Origin of the sequence: Afifella sp. JA880 (assembly GCF_025379905.1) — a bacterium.
In the GTDB taxonomy this organism is placed as follows: domain Bacteria; phylum Pseudomonadota; class Alphaproteobacteria; order Rhizobiales; family Afifellaceae; genus Afifella; species Afifella aestuarii.
Genome location: NZ_JAOANH010000003.1, coordinates 921174 through 935379, shown reverse-complemented (window position 1 = coordinate 935379; position 14206 = coordinate 921174). Strand labels below are relative to the sequence as shown.

The 14206-nt window shown below is 63.1% G+C and carries 11 protein-coding genes, 1 tRNA gene and 1 riboswitch; of the genes, 6 read left to right on the top strand and 6 right to left on the bottom strand.

Annotated features, from left to right (window positions below):
• Positions 1–120 precede the first annotated feature (120 nt).
• Positions 121–198, top strand: a riboswitch (SAM riboswitch).
• A gap of 55 nt (positions 199–253) precedes the next feature.
• Positions 254–1441: an O-succinylhomoserine sulfhydrylase gene (locus NYQ83_RS17370; RefSeq protein WP_261216121.1), complete on the top strand. Its 1188-nt coding sequence runs from the start codon at positions 254–256 to the stop codon at positions 1439–1441.
• 12 nt (positions 1442–1453) lie between these two features.
• Here NYQ83_RS17370 and NYQ83_RS17365 read toward each other — a convergent pair whose 3' ends face one another.
• Entirely contained in the window at positions 1454–2056 is a 603-nt protein-coding gene (locus NYQ83_RS17365; protein WP_261216120.1) for a CDP-alcohol phosphatidyltransferase family protein, read from the bottom strand.
• Positions 2057–2161: 105 nt separating this feature from the next.
• On the opposite strand from NYQ83_RS17365, the gene NYQ83_RS17360 reads away from it, so the two are divergent.
• The gene (locus NYQ83_RS17360; protein WP_261216119.1) at positions 2162–2983 is read left to right on the top strand and encodes a transporter substrate-binding domain-containing protein; all 822 of its coding nucleotides are present in this window, start codon (positions 2162–2164) and stop codon (positions 2981–2983) included.
• Positions 2984–2992: 9 nt separating this feature from the next.
• Here the strand turns inward: NYQ83_RS17360 and NYQ83_RS17355 are convergent, their stop codons facing one another.
• Positions 2993–3802: a sterol desaturase family protein gene (locus tag NYQ83_RS17355; RefSeq protein WP_409977019.1), complete on the bottom strand. Its 810-nt coding sequence runs from the start codon at positions 3800–3802 to the stop codon at positions 2993–2995.
• 33 nt (positions 3803–3835) lie between these two features.
• Entirely contained in the window at positions 3836–4249 is a 414-nt protein-coding gene (locus NYQ83_RS17350; protein WP_234629745.1) for a tellurite resistance TerB family protein, read from the bottom strand.
• 177 nt (positions 4250–4426) lie between these two features.
• Here NYQ83_RS17350 and NYQ83_RS17345 point away from each other — a divergent pair, with 177 nt between their 5' ends.
• From NYQ83_RS17345 to NYQ83_RS17330, 4 genes are all read left to right on the top strand, one after another.
• A complete protein-coding gene (locus NYQ83_RS17345; RefSeq protein ID WP_261216117.1) occupies positions 4427–6037 on the top strand; it encodes a lysine--tRNA ligase in 1611 nt (536 codons plus the stop codon).
• Positions 6038–6168: 131 nt separating this feature from the next.
• A tRNA-Gly gene (locus tag NYQ83_RS17340) sits at positions 6169–6243 on the top strand.
• Between the two features lie 93 nt (positions 6244–6336).
• Complete coding sequence (locus NYQ83_RS17335; RefSeq protein ID WP_261216116.1) at positions 6337–7278, top strand: aldo/keto reductase; 942 nt, start codon at positions 6337–6339, stop codon at positions 7276–7278.
• Positions 7275–7949 (top strand): DUF6064 family protein, encoded by a 675-nt coding sequence (locus tag NYQ83_RS17330; RefSeq protein ID WP_261216114.1) that lies wholly within the window; start codon positions 7275–7277, stop codon positions 7947–7949. The genes NYQ83_RS17335 and NYQ83_RS17330 overlap by 4 nt, the downstream gene beginning before the upstream one ends.
• A 79-nt stretch (positions 7950–8028) precedes the next feature.
• Here NYQ83_RS17330 and NYQ83_RS17325 read toward each other — a convergent pair whose 3' ends face one another.
• The 3 genes from NYQ83_RS17325 to NYQ83_RS17315 form a co-directional block, all read right to left on the bottom strand.
• Positions 8029–10146 (bottom strand): catalase, encoded by a 2118-nt coding sequence (locus NYQ83_RS17325; RefSeq protein WP_261216112.1) that lies wholly within the window; start codon positions 10144–10146, stop codon positions 8029–8031.
• 198 nt (positions 10147–10344) lie between these two features.
• Positions 10345–11826 (bottom strand): glycosyltransferase, encoded by a 1482-nt coding sequence (locus tag NYQ83_RS17320; RefSeq protein WP_261216111.1) that lies wholly within the window; start codon positions 11824–11826, stop codon positions 10345–10347.
• Between the two features lie 321 nt (positions 11827–12147).
• Positions 12148–14196, bottom strand: coding sequence for a glycosyltransferase (locus tag NYQ83_RS17315; RefSeq protein ID WP_261216110.1), 2049 nt, complete (start codon positions 14194–14196; stop codon positions 12148–12150).
• Positions 14197–14206: the final 10 nt, after the last annotated feature.

Sequence of the window (14206 nt, the reverse complement as noted above, 5' to 3'; positions counted from 1 at the left end):
GGCAGTTTCCGCCCCCGCTTCACTGTGGTTGCGCCTTTTGCCGCCGTCTGACGCATTCCAGCATCGCAGTCTTTCCTCAAGTGCAGCATTGACGCCGACCAAGTCGAAGAGTAATCGGCCCGAGGACTTCGTGGTGATTTGGCCGGCCGGCTTGCAGCCACGTAAAACAACTCGCTAAAAGGTCGGGGCGCATTCGACCCGGTCTGGCGGCGGCCCGGCCGGGTTTTCGTTTGCTTGAAGGCAGGAATGCGCTGTGACAGACAAAAAGTCTCTTCGCCCCGCCACGCAGCTCGTGCATGGCGGCACTACAAGATCTCAGTTTTCTGAAACCTCCGAGGCACTCTTCCTCACGCAGGGTTTCGTTTATCCGAGCGCGGAAGCCGCCGAAGCGCGCTTCAACGGCGACGATCCGGGTTACGTCTATTCGCGCTACGCGAATCCGACGGTTGCGATGTTCGAGGAGCGCATGGCGCTTCTGGAGGGCGCGGAAGCGGCGAAGGCAACGGCCTCCGGCATGGCCGCGGTCACGGCGGCACTCCTCGCCGACATCGAAGCCGGCGATCATGTGGTCGCCTCGCGCGCGCTTTTCGGCTCCTGTCTTTACATCGTGTCGCAGCTTCTGCCGCGTTTCGGCGTCACCTCAACACTCGTCGACGGCTCCAACCTCGATGAATGGCGGGCCGCGGTCACGCCCAAGACCAAGGCGCTGTTCCTCGAAAGCCCGGCCAATCCGACGATGGAGCTCGTCGATATCGCCGCCGTTGCGGAAATCGCCCGCAGCGTCGGTGCCCGTCTCGTCGTCGACAATGTCTTCGCGACGCCGATCTTCCAGAAGCCGCTCGAACTCGGCGCCCATACCGTCGTCTATTCCGCCACCAAGCATATCGACGGCCAGGGCCGCTGCCTGGGCGGCGTGGTTCTGTCGAATGCCGAATGGGTGGAGGAAAAGCTCCTGCCCTTCGTCAAGCATACCGGCCCGGCGCTCAGCCCGTTCAACGCCTGGGTGCTTCTGAAATCGCTCGAAACGCTGGAACTGCGTGTGCGGCGCCAGGCGGAAACTGCGGCAAAGCTCGCCGAGATCATCGGCGCGCATGCAGCCGTCGCCCGCGTTCTTTATCCCGGCCACCCGGACCATCCGCAGGCCGAGCTTGCCCGACGGCAGATGAGTGGCGGCGGCACGATGATCGCCATCGACATGAAGGGAGGCAAGGACGCGGCCTTCCGGCTCGCCAACGCACTGCAGATCGTCAGCCTCTCCAACAATCTCGGCGATGCCAAGAGCCTCATCACCCACCCGGCGACGACGACGCACCAGAACGTCGCGGAAGAGGTACGGCGCGAGCTCGGGATCACCGAGGGCATGCTGCGCTTTTCCGTCGGGCTCGAAGATCCCGAAGACCTCGCAGAAGATGTGGCCCAGGCGCTCGACGCAGCGCTCTGAACGGCTCTCGCATCAGAAGGTGCGCCAACCGAGCAGAATGCGTGAGGTCGTCGTCACGGCGCAAAGCGACGCAAACAGGTAGGCGAGAGGCGAAAAAAACGCAGGAAACAGGCAGAAGGCGAGGAAGAAGATCACCGTCTCCGCGCCTTCCATGAGCCCGGTCGTGAAATAAAGCGACTTCACGCCGCGCTGGTCGGTCGTGATTTTCTTCTTTTCCGCCATGACGGCGAAGGCGAGAAAGCTCGCGCCGTTGACGTAAAAGGCGAGAAGCAGGATCGCGGCCGCAAGTGCGTTGGCGTCCGGATCGGCGAGCGCGAAGGCGGCGGGGACGAGGCCGTAAAAGGCAAAATCGAGCGTGATGTCGAGAAAGCCGCCGCGATCGCTGAGCGCAGTCGCACGTGCCACGGCGCCGTCGAGCCCGTCGGCAAGGCGGCCCAAGAGAATGAGAACGAAGGCGAGTGCATAGGCCTCGACGACGATTGCACCAGCTGAGAGCAGGGCGAGACCGAACCCTGCCAACGTCACCTGATCGGCGGTGACACCGCGGCCGGCGAGCATCCGGCCGAGAGAGTTCAACCCGGGTTCAATCTGCGTGCGGATAAGCCCGTCGAGCATCTCCCGCCTCCTCGCGGTCTTGTTCGCTGACGCTCGCTCCTCTAGCGGTCCTGTCAGCAAGACACTATGAACGATTGCAAACGACCTCGTGATTGGCGCGCCGTCTTGCCGAGACTTTTCCTCTTTCTCGCGATCCTCTTCACCGCCGCGGCCGGCGCGGCGAAGGCCGAAGATCCGGTGATCCCCAATTTCTGGGATCCGCGATCCCGCATCGAACGGCCCAATATGGATGCGGTCGGCGCGATCCGCTTTCTCGTCACGGACGATTTCGCGCCGTTCTCGTTTCGCGACCGGCACGGAGACCTAGTCGGCTTCGACATCGATCTGATCCGGGCCATGTGCGAGGCGCTCGATGTCCAATGCGCGGTGCAATCGCGCCCTTATGAGACACTGGAGACAGCGCTTCGGGACAAGGAGGGCGATGCCATCATGGCGGGGCTTTCGCCAGACCCGGAAGGCGAGGATCCGCTTCTCGCCACCCGCCCCTATCTCAAGATACCGGCACGCTTCGTGACGCTGAAGGAGACGGAGTTCGAACCCGACAGCGACAGTGACGGCTTCGTCGGCGTCGTCTGCCACAGCGCGCATCAAGCCTTTCTGGAAGATTATTTCCCGACGGCGCGTGTCGCCTGCTACCAAAACCCGGCCGCCGCTCTGCAGTCCTTGCAGGAAAAGCGCCTGACCGCCGTCTTTGGGGATGCGCTCAGTCTCGCCTTCTGGCTGCACGGCGCGGGATCAAAAGATTGCTGCCGCTTCGCGGGCGGGCCTTATCTCAACGATGCCTATTTCGGCGACGGGCTGCAGATCGCCGTGCGGCCACAAGAGCACGAGCTCAAGAGCGCCCTCGATTACGCCCTGCGCGAGACCTATCGCAACGGCACCTATGCCGAACTCTATCTGCGTTATTTTCCCGTCGGTCTGTTCTGAGCCGGTGCCTCAGGCGCCGCGCCGGAAGGGATAGAGAAGCGACCAGAGGAAGCGCGCCGGCGCGCCATCCTGGTGCGGCTTGAGGCCCAGACGCATGCCAACCTGCCCGGCCTCTGGATCCTGCGTATAGACGCGGAAGAGCCGGTCCCAGACGGAAAAGTTGAAGCCGTAATTGCTGTCGGTTTCACGCCGCTCCACCGAATGGTGGATGCGGTGCATGTCCGGCGTCACGATCAGGAAGCGCAGCGCCCGGTCGACGCGGTCTGGCAGGCGGACGTTCGAATGATTGAACATCGCCGCGCCATTCAGAACGATCTCGAAAAGAAGAACCGACAGGACCGGCGCGCCTATGAGAACGACGAAGGCCGCCTTCAGGCACATGGAGACGAGGATCTCGATCGGATGAAAACGCAGCGCCGTCGTCACGTCGACATCGACGTCGGCGTGGTGCACGCGGTGGACGCGCCACAGGATCGGGATCTTGTGAAAGGCGACATGCTCCGCCCAGACGGTGAAATCGAGCAGAATGAACGCAATGACGCCGGCAAAAATCGGATCGAGGCCGAGCGTTCTAAACAGCCCAAAACCCTGCGCTTCGGCAAAGATGGCGGCGCCGACCGCCGCCATCGGAAAGATCACCCGGAGCACCGCGACATCGACGAGGAGGACCGCAAGGTTCGTCGCCCAGCGCCGGCTTTTGAGCGGATGCGCTTTACGACGCGGATAAGCGAGCTCAAATGCCGCCATCGCGCCGAAAATACCGAAGAAGGCGAAAAGCCGAATGCCGGCTTCGGAAAAGAGAAATCCGAAACTCATCACGCCTCGTCCGATGGCCCTGGCCGCTTCGCGGCCTTAAACGCGACGGTAGCGGGCCGTCGCCGAACGCTCCAGGGCCGCCGCCGTCAATTTGTCGATAGCGAGCCGGTCGCGCAGCAGGCTGAGAAAGCGCAACTCCTCCTGCGGCAAATCGAGATCGGCCACCGCCACTTCGACCACCATGGCGTAAAGCGTGTCGTAGAGCTTCTCAGGCACCGCGTCTTCAAGCAGCGACAGCATGTTTTCGAGCCCGTCCGCCCCGGCGAGGATTTCGGCCGCGGTGCGCGACACATCCGGTAGGCGGTCGCTGTCGAAGCCTGAAAAGACCGGCAGAGAGCGCGTCAGATTGCCGATCGTCATGAGTTCGGGATCGGCCATATGACCGTCCACGGCCGAGACCGTGACCATGGCGTAGACGAGGGCATCCTGGGTGGAAACCGTTTGCGGCATTCTGGGCTCCTTGGCCGGCTGATACTGCCGCGTAGCTATGTTCGCCCACGCCCCTTCGCAAGCTGGCCTGCGCCTCGACGCCACGCTTTCCTTGCGCTAGAGCTGCGCTCCCAGATTGCGGCACCGGCTCATGACGACCCGGCATCGGCCGCAATCGCTCAACCACCAGGATCGAAAATGTCTGCCCAATCTCTGCCCGAAGAATGGCTCGCCGCCGCCCAAGTCTCGAAGGCCTGGCCTTTCGAGGAAGCGCGCAAGCTGATCGATCGGCTGGAGAAACGTGGCGGAGACAAACGCGAAATCCTGTTTGAGACCGGCTACGGCCCCTCCGGCCTGCCGCATATCGGCACCTTTGGTGAGGTGGCGCGCACGACGATGGTGCGCCACGCCTTTCGCGTTCTGACCAAGGACAGCGTGCCGACCAGGCTTTTGTGCTTCTCCGACGACATGGACGGGCTCCGAAAGGTGCCGGAGAACGTGCCGAACCGGGAGATGATGCAGGCACATCTCGGCAAGCCGCTGACGGAGGTGCCCGACCCGTTCTCCAACGAGTACGACAGCTTCGGACGGGCGAACAATGCGCGGCTGCGCGCCTTTCTCGACAAGTTCGGATTCGAGTACGAATTCGCCTCGGCGACGGATTATTACAAGAGCGGCCGCTTCGACGAGACGCTCCTCAAGATGCTCGCCGTCTACGAAAAAGTGCGAGCGATCATCCTACCGACGCTCGGCGAGGAACGGCGCGCCACCTATTCGCCCTTCCTGCCGATCTGCCCGCGGACCGGCATCGTCCTGCAGGTGCCGACGATCGCGCGCGACCCTGAGGCCGGCACCATCACCTATCTCGATCCGGAGACGGACGAAGAGGTGACGGTCGGCGTCACCGGCGGCCAGGTGAAGTGCCAGTGGAAGGCCGACTGGGCGCTCCGCTGGACGGCGCTCGGCGTCGACTACGAGATGGCCGGCAAGGACCTCATCGATTCCGTCCGCCTCTCCTCGCAGATCTGCCGCGCGCTCGGCGGCAATCCGCCCGAGGGCTTCAATTACGAGCTCTTCCTCGACGAGAACGGCGAAAAAATCTCAAAGTCGCGCGGCAATGGGCTCACCATCGACGAGTGGCTCGCCTATGCCTCGCCGGAGAGCCTCGCGCTCTACATGTTCCAGAAGCCGCGCTCAGCGAAGCGGCTTTATTTCGACGTCATCCCGCGGGCGGTCGATGAATATTTCTCGCATCTTGCCGCTTATGACACGCAGGCGCCGGAGCAGAAGATCGTCAATCCGGTCTGGCACATCCATTCTGGAAAGCCGCCCGAAGTCGAGATGCCGGTTTCGTTCGCCATGCTCCTCAACCTCGTCTCGGCGTCGAATTCCGAAGATGCCCGTGTTCTCTGGGGCTTCATCTCCCGCTATGCCCCGGGGGCGAGCGCGGAAAGCCATCCGGCACTTAACGAACTCGTCGGCTACGCGATCCGCTACTACAACGATTTCGTCAAACCGACGAAGAGCTTCCGCGCACCGACGGATACCGAGAAGGCCGCTCTGGCCGATCTCGACCAGCGTCTTGCTGCCCTGCCGGATAATGCCAGCGGCGAGGAGATCCAGAACGAGGTTTATGCCGTCGGCAAGGCGCACGATTTCGGCAATCTCCGCGACTGGTTCCAGGCGCTCTACCAGGTGCTTCTCGGTCAGGACCAGGGACCGCGCTTCGGCTCCTTCGTGGCGCTTTACGGCATCGGCGAGACACGGGCGCTGATTGCAAAGGCGCTCGAAGGCAAACTCGCCGCATAAGCGGCTGGCCGGCGCGCGGCCTCTGGTCGTCTCGACCATAGCGGCGTACCGTGCCTCTTCAGAGAAAATGCGGCGGCCCTTCCGATCCCGCTTGACGGGAGGGCCGGCCGCGGCCAATTTGCGACCCGGCCGCGGGCGTAGTTCAGTGGTAGAACGTCAGCTTCCCAAGCTGAATGTCGTCGGTTCGATCCCGATCGCCCGCTCCAATCCTCCTCTCGCTTCCTGAGATCTCCGGACGCCTCACGGCTTGTTGAGGCCCGCGCCTTTGCGGGCCGGGGCGGTGACGCCAGATAGAGGTGATGGACGATCTCAGAACACCCTCCTTGAGCCGGCGCGCGCTTCTCTCCGGCGGCGCGGCACTCGCTCTCGCCTCCGCCCTGCCGGTCACGCCTTCACAGGCGCAGGTGGCTGAGCCCGTTAAGCGAAAAATCCCCTCCAGCGGCGAGATGATCCCGGCTGTTGGCCTTGGCACCTGGATCACCTTCAATGTCGGCAACGATCCGGTGCTTCTCGACCGCAGCGCGCAGGTGATGGAGGCCTTCTTCGACAGCGGCGGACGGGTGATCGATTCCTCGCCGATGTACGGCTCCTCGCAGGACACGCTCGGCTATGGCTTGTCGAAGCTCGGCCGACCGGAGGGACTTCTTGCGGCCGACAAGGTGTGGACATCCTCGGCGGAAGACGGCCCGGAGCAGATCGAACGATCGCGACGCAAATGGAACGTACCGCGCTTTTCGCTCATGCAGGTGCACAATCTGCGCGCCTGGGAGGCGCATCTGCCGATGCTTTTCGACAAGAAAGACCGCGGCGAGATCGACTATGTCGGCATCACCACGTCGGAAGGCCGGCGCCACGATCTCTTCGAGGAGGTGATGGCGAACCAGCCGCTCGACTTCGTGCAGATCAGCTACAACGTGCTCGACCGGGAGGTGGAGGAACGCATCCTGCCCTTGGCGCGCGAGCGCGGCATCGCTGTCATCGTCAACCGGCCGTTCCGCCAGGGTTCTCTGACACGCCGGCTCGAAGGCAGGCCATTGCCGGATTTCGCCGCGGAGATCGGCGCCTCGAGCTGGGCGCAGTTCATCCTGAAATTCATCCTCTCGCATCCGGCCGTCACCGTTGCAATCCCGGCGACGACCGTGCCGGAGCATGCGCGCGAGAACATGGCCGCCGCCTCCGGTCCTCTGCCCGAGCCTGAACTGCGCACAAGGATGTCGGCCCATGTGCGGGACATCCTGTGAGCACATGGTGGAGCTACCGGCCCGCCGATTTCCTGCTCTTTTCCGAAGAGGTTTATTGGCGGCTGTTTGAGCTGCAGAATGCGGCTTTGTGGCCCGCGCAGATCGTGGCGCTCGCCGGCGGCACCCTCATCCTCGTCCTGGCGCTTCGGCAACGCCCATGGTCCGGCCCGATCGCCGGCGTCCTGCTCGCCGCCGCGTGGGTCTCCGTCACCGCCTTGTTCCTCTGGCAACGCTATCAGCCGATCAACTGGGCGGCTCTCTATGCGATCCCGCCGTTCCTGGCCGAGGCGGCGATCCTTCTCTTCGCTTTCGCACGACGAGAGAGCGCTTTCGCAGGGTCACGCGGCCTCAGATCCGCGCTCGGAGCAGGCCTCTTCGTCTATGCGCTCGCGCTGCACCCTCTCCTGCCGCTTGCGACCGGCCGGCCCCTCGGCCAGGGCGAGATCTTTGCACTCGCCCCGGATCCAACCGCAATTGCCACGCTCGGCATTCTCCTTCTGGCGAGACGGCGCCCATTGATCTCCCTCGCCCTGCCGGTGCCGCTCGTGTGGTGTCTCGCGAGCTGGGCCACGCTTCAGACGATCGGCACTTTTGAAGCCTGGATCCCGTTTGCCGCCGCGCTTATCGCCATAATCGGCGCCTTTTTGTCGGAGCGGCGCCGCAAGCGCTGACTTTATCGCAAAGGCCGCTTGCAGACGAAAAAGGCGCGGTCCAGGACGCCGCGCCTTCCTGTTGTCGCTTTCGCTGTGTTCAGCCGGCACTCACTTTCGGCTCGCGATCCCAGACGCGCAGCTTGCCGAGGCTCTTCACGAAAGTCTTGGCCTCGCCGGCGTCGGAAAGAGTGACGCAGCCCGCATCCATGTCGGAGGCAATTCCCGCCTTCTCGAACAGCATCTTCGCCGCCTGCGAATAACCGATGAACTTGCAATGCACGAACGCGTCGGAGACGAAATCCTTCGCCGGCGGCAACTTGGCAAGCGCGGCGACCGCATCCTCGGACGTCAGGATCGCCACCGCGTCGTAAAGGACGGAAGGGCCGCCATCGATCTTCTCATCGGCCTCGATCCAGGTCCCGTCGGAGGCTTCGACGCCGCCCACCATCGGCGCCACGAATTCGATCATCGCACCCTCGGCCTCGACAGCCGCTTTCAGGGCTTTCACGAGATCGATGTCGACGCCGTCGGTAACGAGAACGCCGAGCTTGCGGCCGGCAAAGCTCTCCGGACCGTTCAAAACGATTGAGAGCTTGGGCGAAGCCTTGAGCTCCATCTTCGTCGGCATGGCCGCTTCGATCGGCTCCGGCATCTTCTTGAGACGCAGCCCGTCCGCTACCTTTTTCGCCAGTTCCTCATCGACATTCCTCAGATGAGCGACGATGCGGGCGCGGATTTCAGGCGTCTCCACCTTGGAAAGCTCGAACGTGAAGGCGGAGACGATGTGGCCTTTTTCCACATCGGTCTGCGACAGGTAAAATTGCCGGGCCTGGCTGTAATGGTCCGCAAAGGTTTCGGAGCGCACGCGGCCCTTCTCGCCCTCGACGGCCTCCGGATGTGAGGCAAAGCCCGTCTTCGGGTCCTCGGGCGGCCCGCCTTCCTCTCCGCTCCAGGAATTCGGCTCGTAGTTCGCCCGCCCCACCGGATTGTGGAACGCCATGTGGCCGTCCTGCTGGAAGTGATGGAAGGGGCAGCGCGGGGCGTTCACCGGCAGATGCGTGAAATTGGTGGAGCCGAGGCGCGACAGCTGCGTGTCGAGATAAGAGAAGTTGCGCCCCTGCAGGAGTGGGTCATTGGTGAAGTCGATGCCCGGCACGAGATTGCCGGTATGGAAAGCAACCTGCTCGGTCTCGGCGAAGAAATTGTCGACGCAACGGTTCAAGACCATGCGCCCGACCGGCTTCACCGGCACCTCTTCTTCCGGGATGATCTTCGTCGCATCGAGGACGTCGAAATCGAACTTCTCGGCGAAATCCTCGTCGAAGAGCTGCAGGCCGAGCTCCCATTCGGGGTAATCGCCCATCTTGATCGCATCCCACAGGTCGCGGCGATGGAAGTCCGGGTCGGCGCCGTTCAGCTTCAACGCCTCGTTCCAGACGACCGATTGCATGCCCTGCTTCGGCTTCCAGTGGAACTTGACGAAGGTCGATTTGCCCTCGGCGTTGACGAAACGGAAGGTGTGGACACCGAAACCTTCCATGAAACGGAAGGAGCGCGGGATCGTGCGATCCGACATGATCCACAGGGCCATGTTGATCGACTCCGGCGTCAGAGAAATGAAGTCCCAGAAATTGTCGTGCGCCGTCTGCGCCTGCGGGAAGCCGCGATCCGGCTCCTGCTTGGCGGAATGGATGAGGTCGGGAAACTTGATGGCGTCCTGGATGAAGAAGACCGGGATGTTGTTGCCGACGATGTCCCAGTTGCCTTCCTTCGTGTAGAATTTCACAGCGAAACCGCGCACGTCGCGGGCGAGATCGGCCGAGCCTTTGTTGCCGGCCACCGTGGAGAAGCGGACGAAGACATCCGTCTTCTCGCCCGGGCGCTGAAAGAGATCGGCCGCAGTGATATCTGACAGGCTCTCGTAGGTCTCGAAATAGCCATGCGCTCCGAAGCCTCTGGCATGCACGACGCGCTCCGGGATCCGCTCATGATCGAAATGGAAGATCTTCTCACGGAAGTGCTGATCTTCCAGAAGCGTCGGCCCGCGGCGCCCGGCTTTCAGTGAATTCTGATCGTCGGAGACGGGCGCACCCTGCGCCGTGGTCAGCGACGTTCTCTTGCCATTCGCGACCTGATGCACCTCGCCACCCGTGCCGCGCAGCACCTTCTGGTCGGCGAAGTCGACGGGTTTCATATCCTGCTCAGATCTTGCCATGAGACTGTCTCCTCGACGCGGGGCGCGGGATGGCCGATCGGCCATCCGGGGGCGCAACACGAGGCAGAGGCGAGCCGTTCCCTTCGAACAGCGGAGACTTTATTTAGCTGCGAAAGCGAAGCGGCAGGTCAGGCGGCGAGGTGTTCGCCGCCCGCCATATGTCTCATGTTCAGGTGCTCCCGATCAGGAGCCGACTGTTCAGGCTGCGGCAGCTCGGCCGTCAAGCGTCTCCGCCAGAACCCGCAGCCAATTGCGCACATGCGCGAAGACCAGGAACTCATTGTGGACGCGCTGCTGCGCGCTCAGGCCAAAGGCGTCGCGATGCTCCTGGTCGAGCAAGAGCTCGGTCAGCGTGCGGGCGATGTCGTCGGTGTCGTGGGCGTCCTTCACGAGGCGGCCATCGAGATCCGGCCGGATTTGCTGACGCAGGCCTGCGGCAGGCGATCCGACGATTGCCGCGCGCTTCCACATCGCTTCCGTCACCGTCAGGCCAAAACCCTCCCGAACCGAATTCTGCACGACGATATCGGAGCAGCGCTGCAGCGCGTTGACGATCAACGCGTTGTTCTTGGGCGAGGTCATCGGCAGGGAGATGACCGCGATCGCCTCCTGCAGGTCGGCATCGAGCGAGAGATAGGTGTCCATCACCTCTTGCAGCGCCTCCAGACCTTCCGGATCGTCGGTCACCGATTCCGGATCGGGACCGGCGAGCACCAGGCGCGCCAGTTCGAGCGGTCGGCGCTCCTCCTCGCTCAGCGTGTTCGCCTTCAAGGCTTGTTTCATTTTCACAAAACCCTGCATCAACGGCAGCCAGCCCTTGAGACGGTCCCATCGCGACACCTGCGTCACAATGGGACGGAAGAGAAGGCCGAGGTCTTCAGGCTCGGTCGCCGGAGCCCATTCTCCGTTCCTCTGCAGCCTTTGGGCACGCTCCTCGAAAGGCGGCGTCAGCGTCGGGCCAGTCGCCGTGATCAGACCGCCATTGGCAAGAATGCCGGCAAGCTTGTGCACCGGAAGATCCCGGTTCTTGTTGCTCAAAGGATCGATGGAGGGGTGGATGATGCTGGCCCGCCCGGCGAGGCAGTGCGGGATATATTCCGGCGCGGTGAAAACGGTGTGGTCGTATTTCACCGCCCATTGCTCGAGAAACTCCCAGGCCGCGATGGTTTCCGGCGTCTCCTCGTCGAGGCCGATATGACAGCGCCAGATCGCGGTAAGATCCATGCGCTCGCGCAGAAGCGCGCCGGCTGCAAGCGGCTGCGGATCGTGGATGACGAGAACGTCGTTCGGCTTCACAAATTCGGCGAGACGGGCCGCAACCGAATGGCTCACCTTCTCGTAAAGCGCCTGGGCGCCGTTGCCGAGGTCGGGGTCTCCCGCTCCATGGATGAGATTGTGGATCTGCTTGGTCAGACGGAAAAACTCATCCTCGTCGCTTTCCATGACAAGCCAGTTGGCGTCGACGCCGAGCTCGCGCAGCATGGTGATCAACGGCGGCAAAAGCTCCGCAACGCCGCCCCCATGGGCCGTCGAATTGACCATCCACACACGCCGTCCCTGCAATTTCGGCAGGAGCATTTCAGCTTCGTCGCGGAGGTCGCGCACATCGTTGCTGAGATGCGCGATGCGCTCGTAGTCCCTCAGCGAGGCGTGATGGTTGGAATCGATGAGTTGTGCCATGCTTGTTCTCAAATCCTCATGGGTTCAAAGCCGCAGATGCAAAACCTATGCCGGAGGCTCGATCGGTGAAGATCACACTTTGGCGGGGTGACTAACAAAAGTGCCAGGCGGAGCCTGCGAGCCGAATTTCGTTGACGAACGTCACAGTCGAACGACAGAAACCGTCAAAGAATGCTGGCCGCAGACAAAGCGGCCCTCTGGAGGAACGGAAGCTCAGCTTCCAGGGTGGACGGCTTTTCTAACCATAAGCCGCCTAAGGCTCAACCGGAGGCGAAAAGACCGCTCCACAGAACTTGCGCCTCAAGGCCCGGCTCCTTCGCATCAAGAAGCCGCAGGCGAAGGACGGCTGGAGGTCGCACAGCCTGTCGTTCCGCAAATCGCAGGCCCGGGCCGCCGGGGTCCAAACCATGCCCTTTTGCGCCACAACGCTCTGAACCGTGAAGTGCGGAGCCACCTCGCCGCGCCACTTTGGGCATCGGGCTTCATCCCGCGCGTCTTGGACAACCCGTGGGCCGTCTTCTCCCACAGAAACGGGCGGCGCAGCAGCTGGAAGAACGCCTGCCAGGAGGCAAGCGACATCGCCATCCAATAAAAGGGCAGAAGCGCAATCATCGGCACGAGGTCGGTCCGTCCGATCGATCGCAGGCCGCGGAAGGCCATGGTCGCCGAGGACAGGACGAGCACTGTCACATTGAGGAAATTCGCTGCAAAAAGGCTCCAGGAGAGCAGTCCGTCCGGCTCCGGCATGCCGCGAAAGGCCAACGCCGCAAGAAACCCGACAAGGCAGGCAGGCGCGTAGGCCAGCAGTCCGGCAACCCCCATCCCCAGGATGGCCAGAACCGCCAGGCGGTCCCTCGCAGTCAGACCTGGCGCAGACCCCTGCACCGGCCACATGGCGACGAGGAGAGACTGCATCCAGCCTTTCACCCAACGACGGCGCTGCCCCATCCATTGCGAACGCGAAACCGGCGCTTCCTCGAAGGTGCGCGAGGCGATCGTGATACTGCGATAATGGTAGCGGGCGAGCCTGATTCCGAGGTCGGCATCCTCGGTGACGTTGAAGGGATCCCAGGCGCCGATCCTCTTCAGGACGGCGAGCGGAAAATGATTGGATGTGCCGCCGAGCGGGAGCGGCATGCGCCAATGCGCGAGGGCCGGCAGGAAGACGTCGAAATTGGCCGCATATTCGAGCGCAAACAGCTTCGAGATGACGTTCTCGGTATTGTCGATGGTAAGCCGCGCCTGCACGCAACCGAGCGTCCGATCCTCCGCAAAGGCTGCCGCCGCCTTACGAAGCTGGTCAGGTTCAGGGCGATCCTCCGCATCGTAGACGACCACGAGGCGCCCCGTGGCGAAGGGCAGGCCGTAGACGAGAGCCTTCGGCTTTGTGCGCGGCTCCTGCGGTGGAACGGCGACGATCTGGTAACGCGGATGGCGCGCATGACGCCTCGCGGCGGCAAGCGTTTCTTCGTCATCGGCCTCGATCAACAGGAGGCATTGCAGCTTCGAGGAGGGATAATCGATGCAATCGAGATGGGAAATGAGGTCGGGTACGACCCCGGCCTCGCGGTAGAGCGGCACAAGGATCGTGTAACTCGGCAAATCCGCATCGCTCAAAGGCCGGGCAGGCCTTTCCGTCGTCTGCAGGAAGGCAATGGCCGATTTGAGAAGCATGGAAAGGAAGAAGAAGGCGCTCAGGAGGATCGCAACGATGCGGCCGAAAGGCAGGGGTGAAACGAGGATCAGAGCGATCAAGGTGAGCGGCGCAGCGCCGATTGCGAGCCGCCCTTTGCGCGAGCTGCAGAGAAGCGCCGAGAGTTGCGGCTTTGCGCGCGCCAGCCGGTGCGCGGCGCAATAGGCGAGGCCGGCATCGTTGCGCGCCAAAAGACACGCCTGGATCGTCGCCGGATCGGCGATGGCAAAGCGGCCTTTGACCTCCGGCCGCTGCATCAGAAGGCGCTGCAATTCCTCGACCCGGGCCGGCCCCTCCGGTGCGAGCACGAGCACGCGTGCGGCGCCCTTTTCAACGAGCATTCGCCTGGACCTGGCGATGGTTTCCGCAGCCGGCGGCAGGGCCTCAGGCAGGAGTGTCACCGGATCGCCCTCGGCGATGAAAGGCAGACCGAGATGCTCGGCAAGAAGCCGCCAGTAGAGGGCGCGCGAAAAGCCCGGCAGGGCCATCAATTCCTGACTGGCCGAGGTTCCCCGCTGTCTTGCGAGCTGTGCCGCAAGAGCGAGCATTCTCGGCGTGAGACCGCGCTCGGCGAGGAAAGCGATATCGGCCGGCAGAGCCGCTCTGCTCGCGCGCTGCAAATCGGCAGGAGATGGAAGCAGCGAGGAAGCGCGCGGCGAGCGAGAGACCGCCGGCAACACCCGTCTC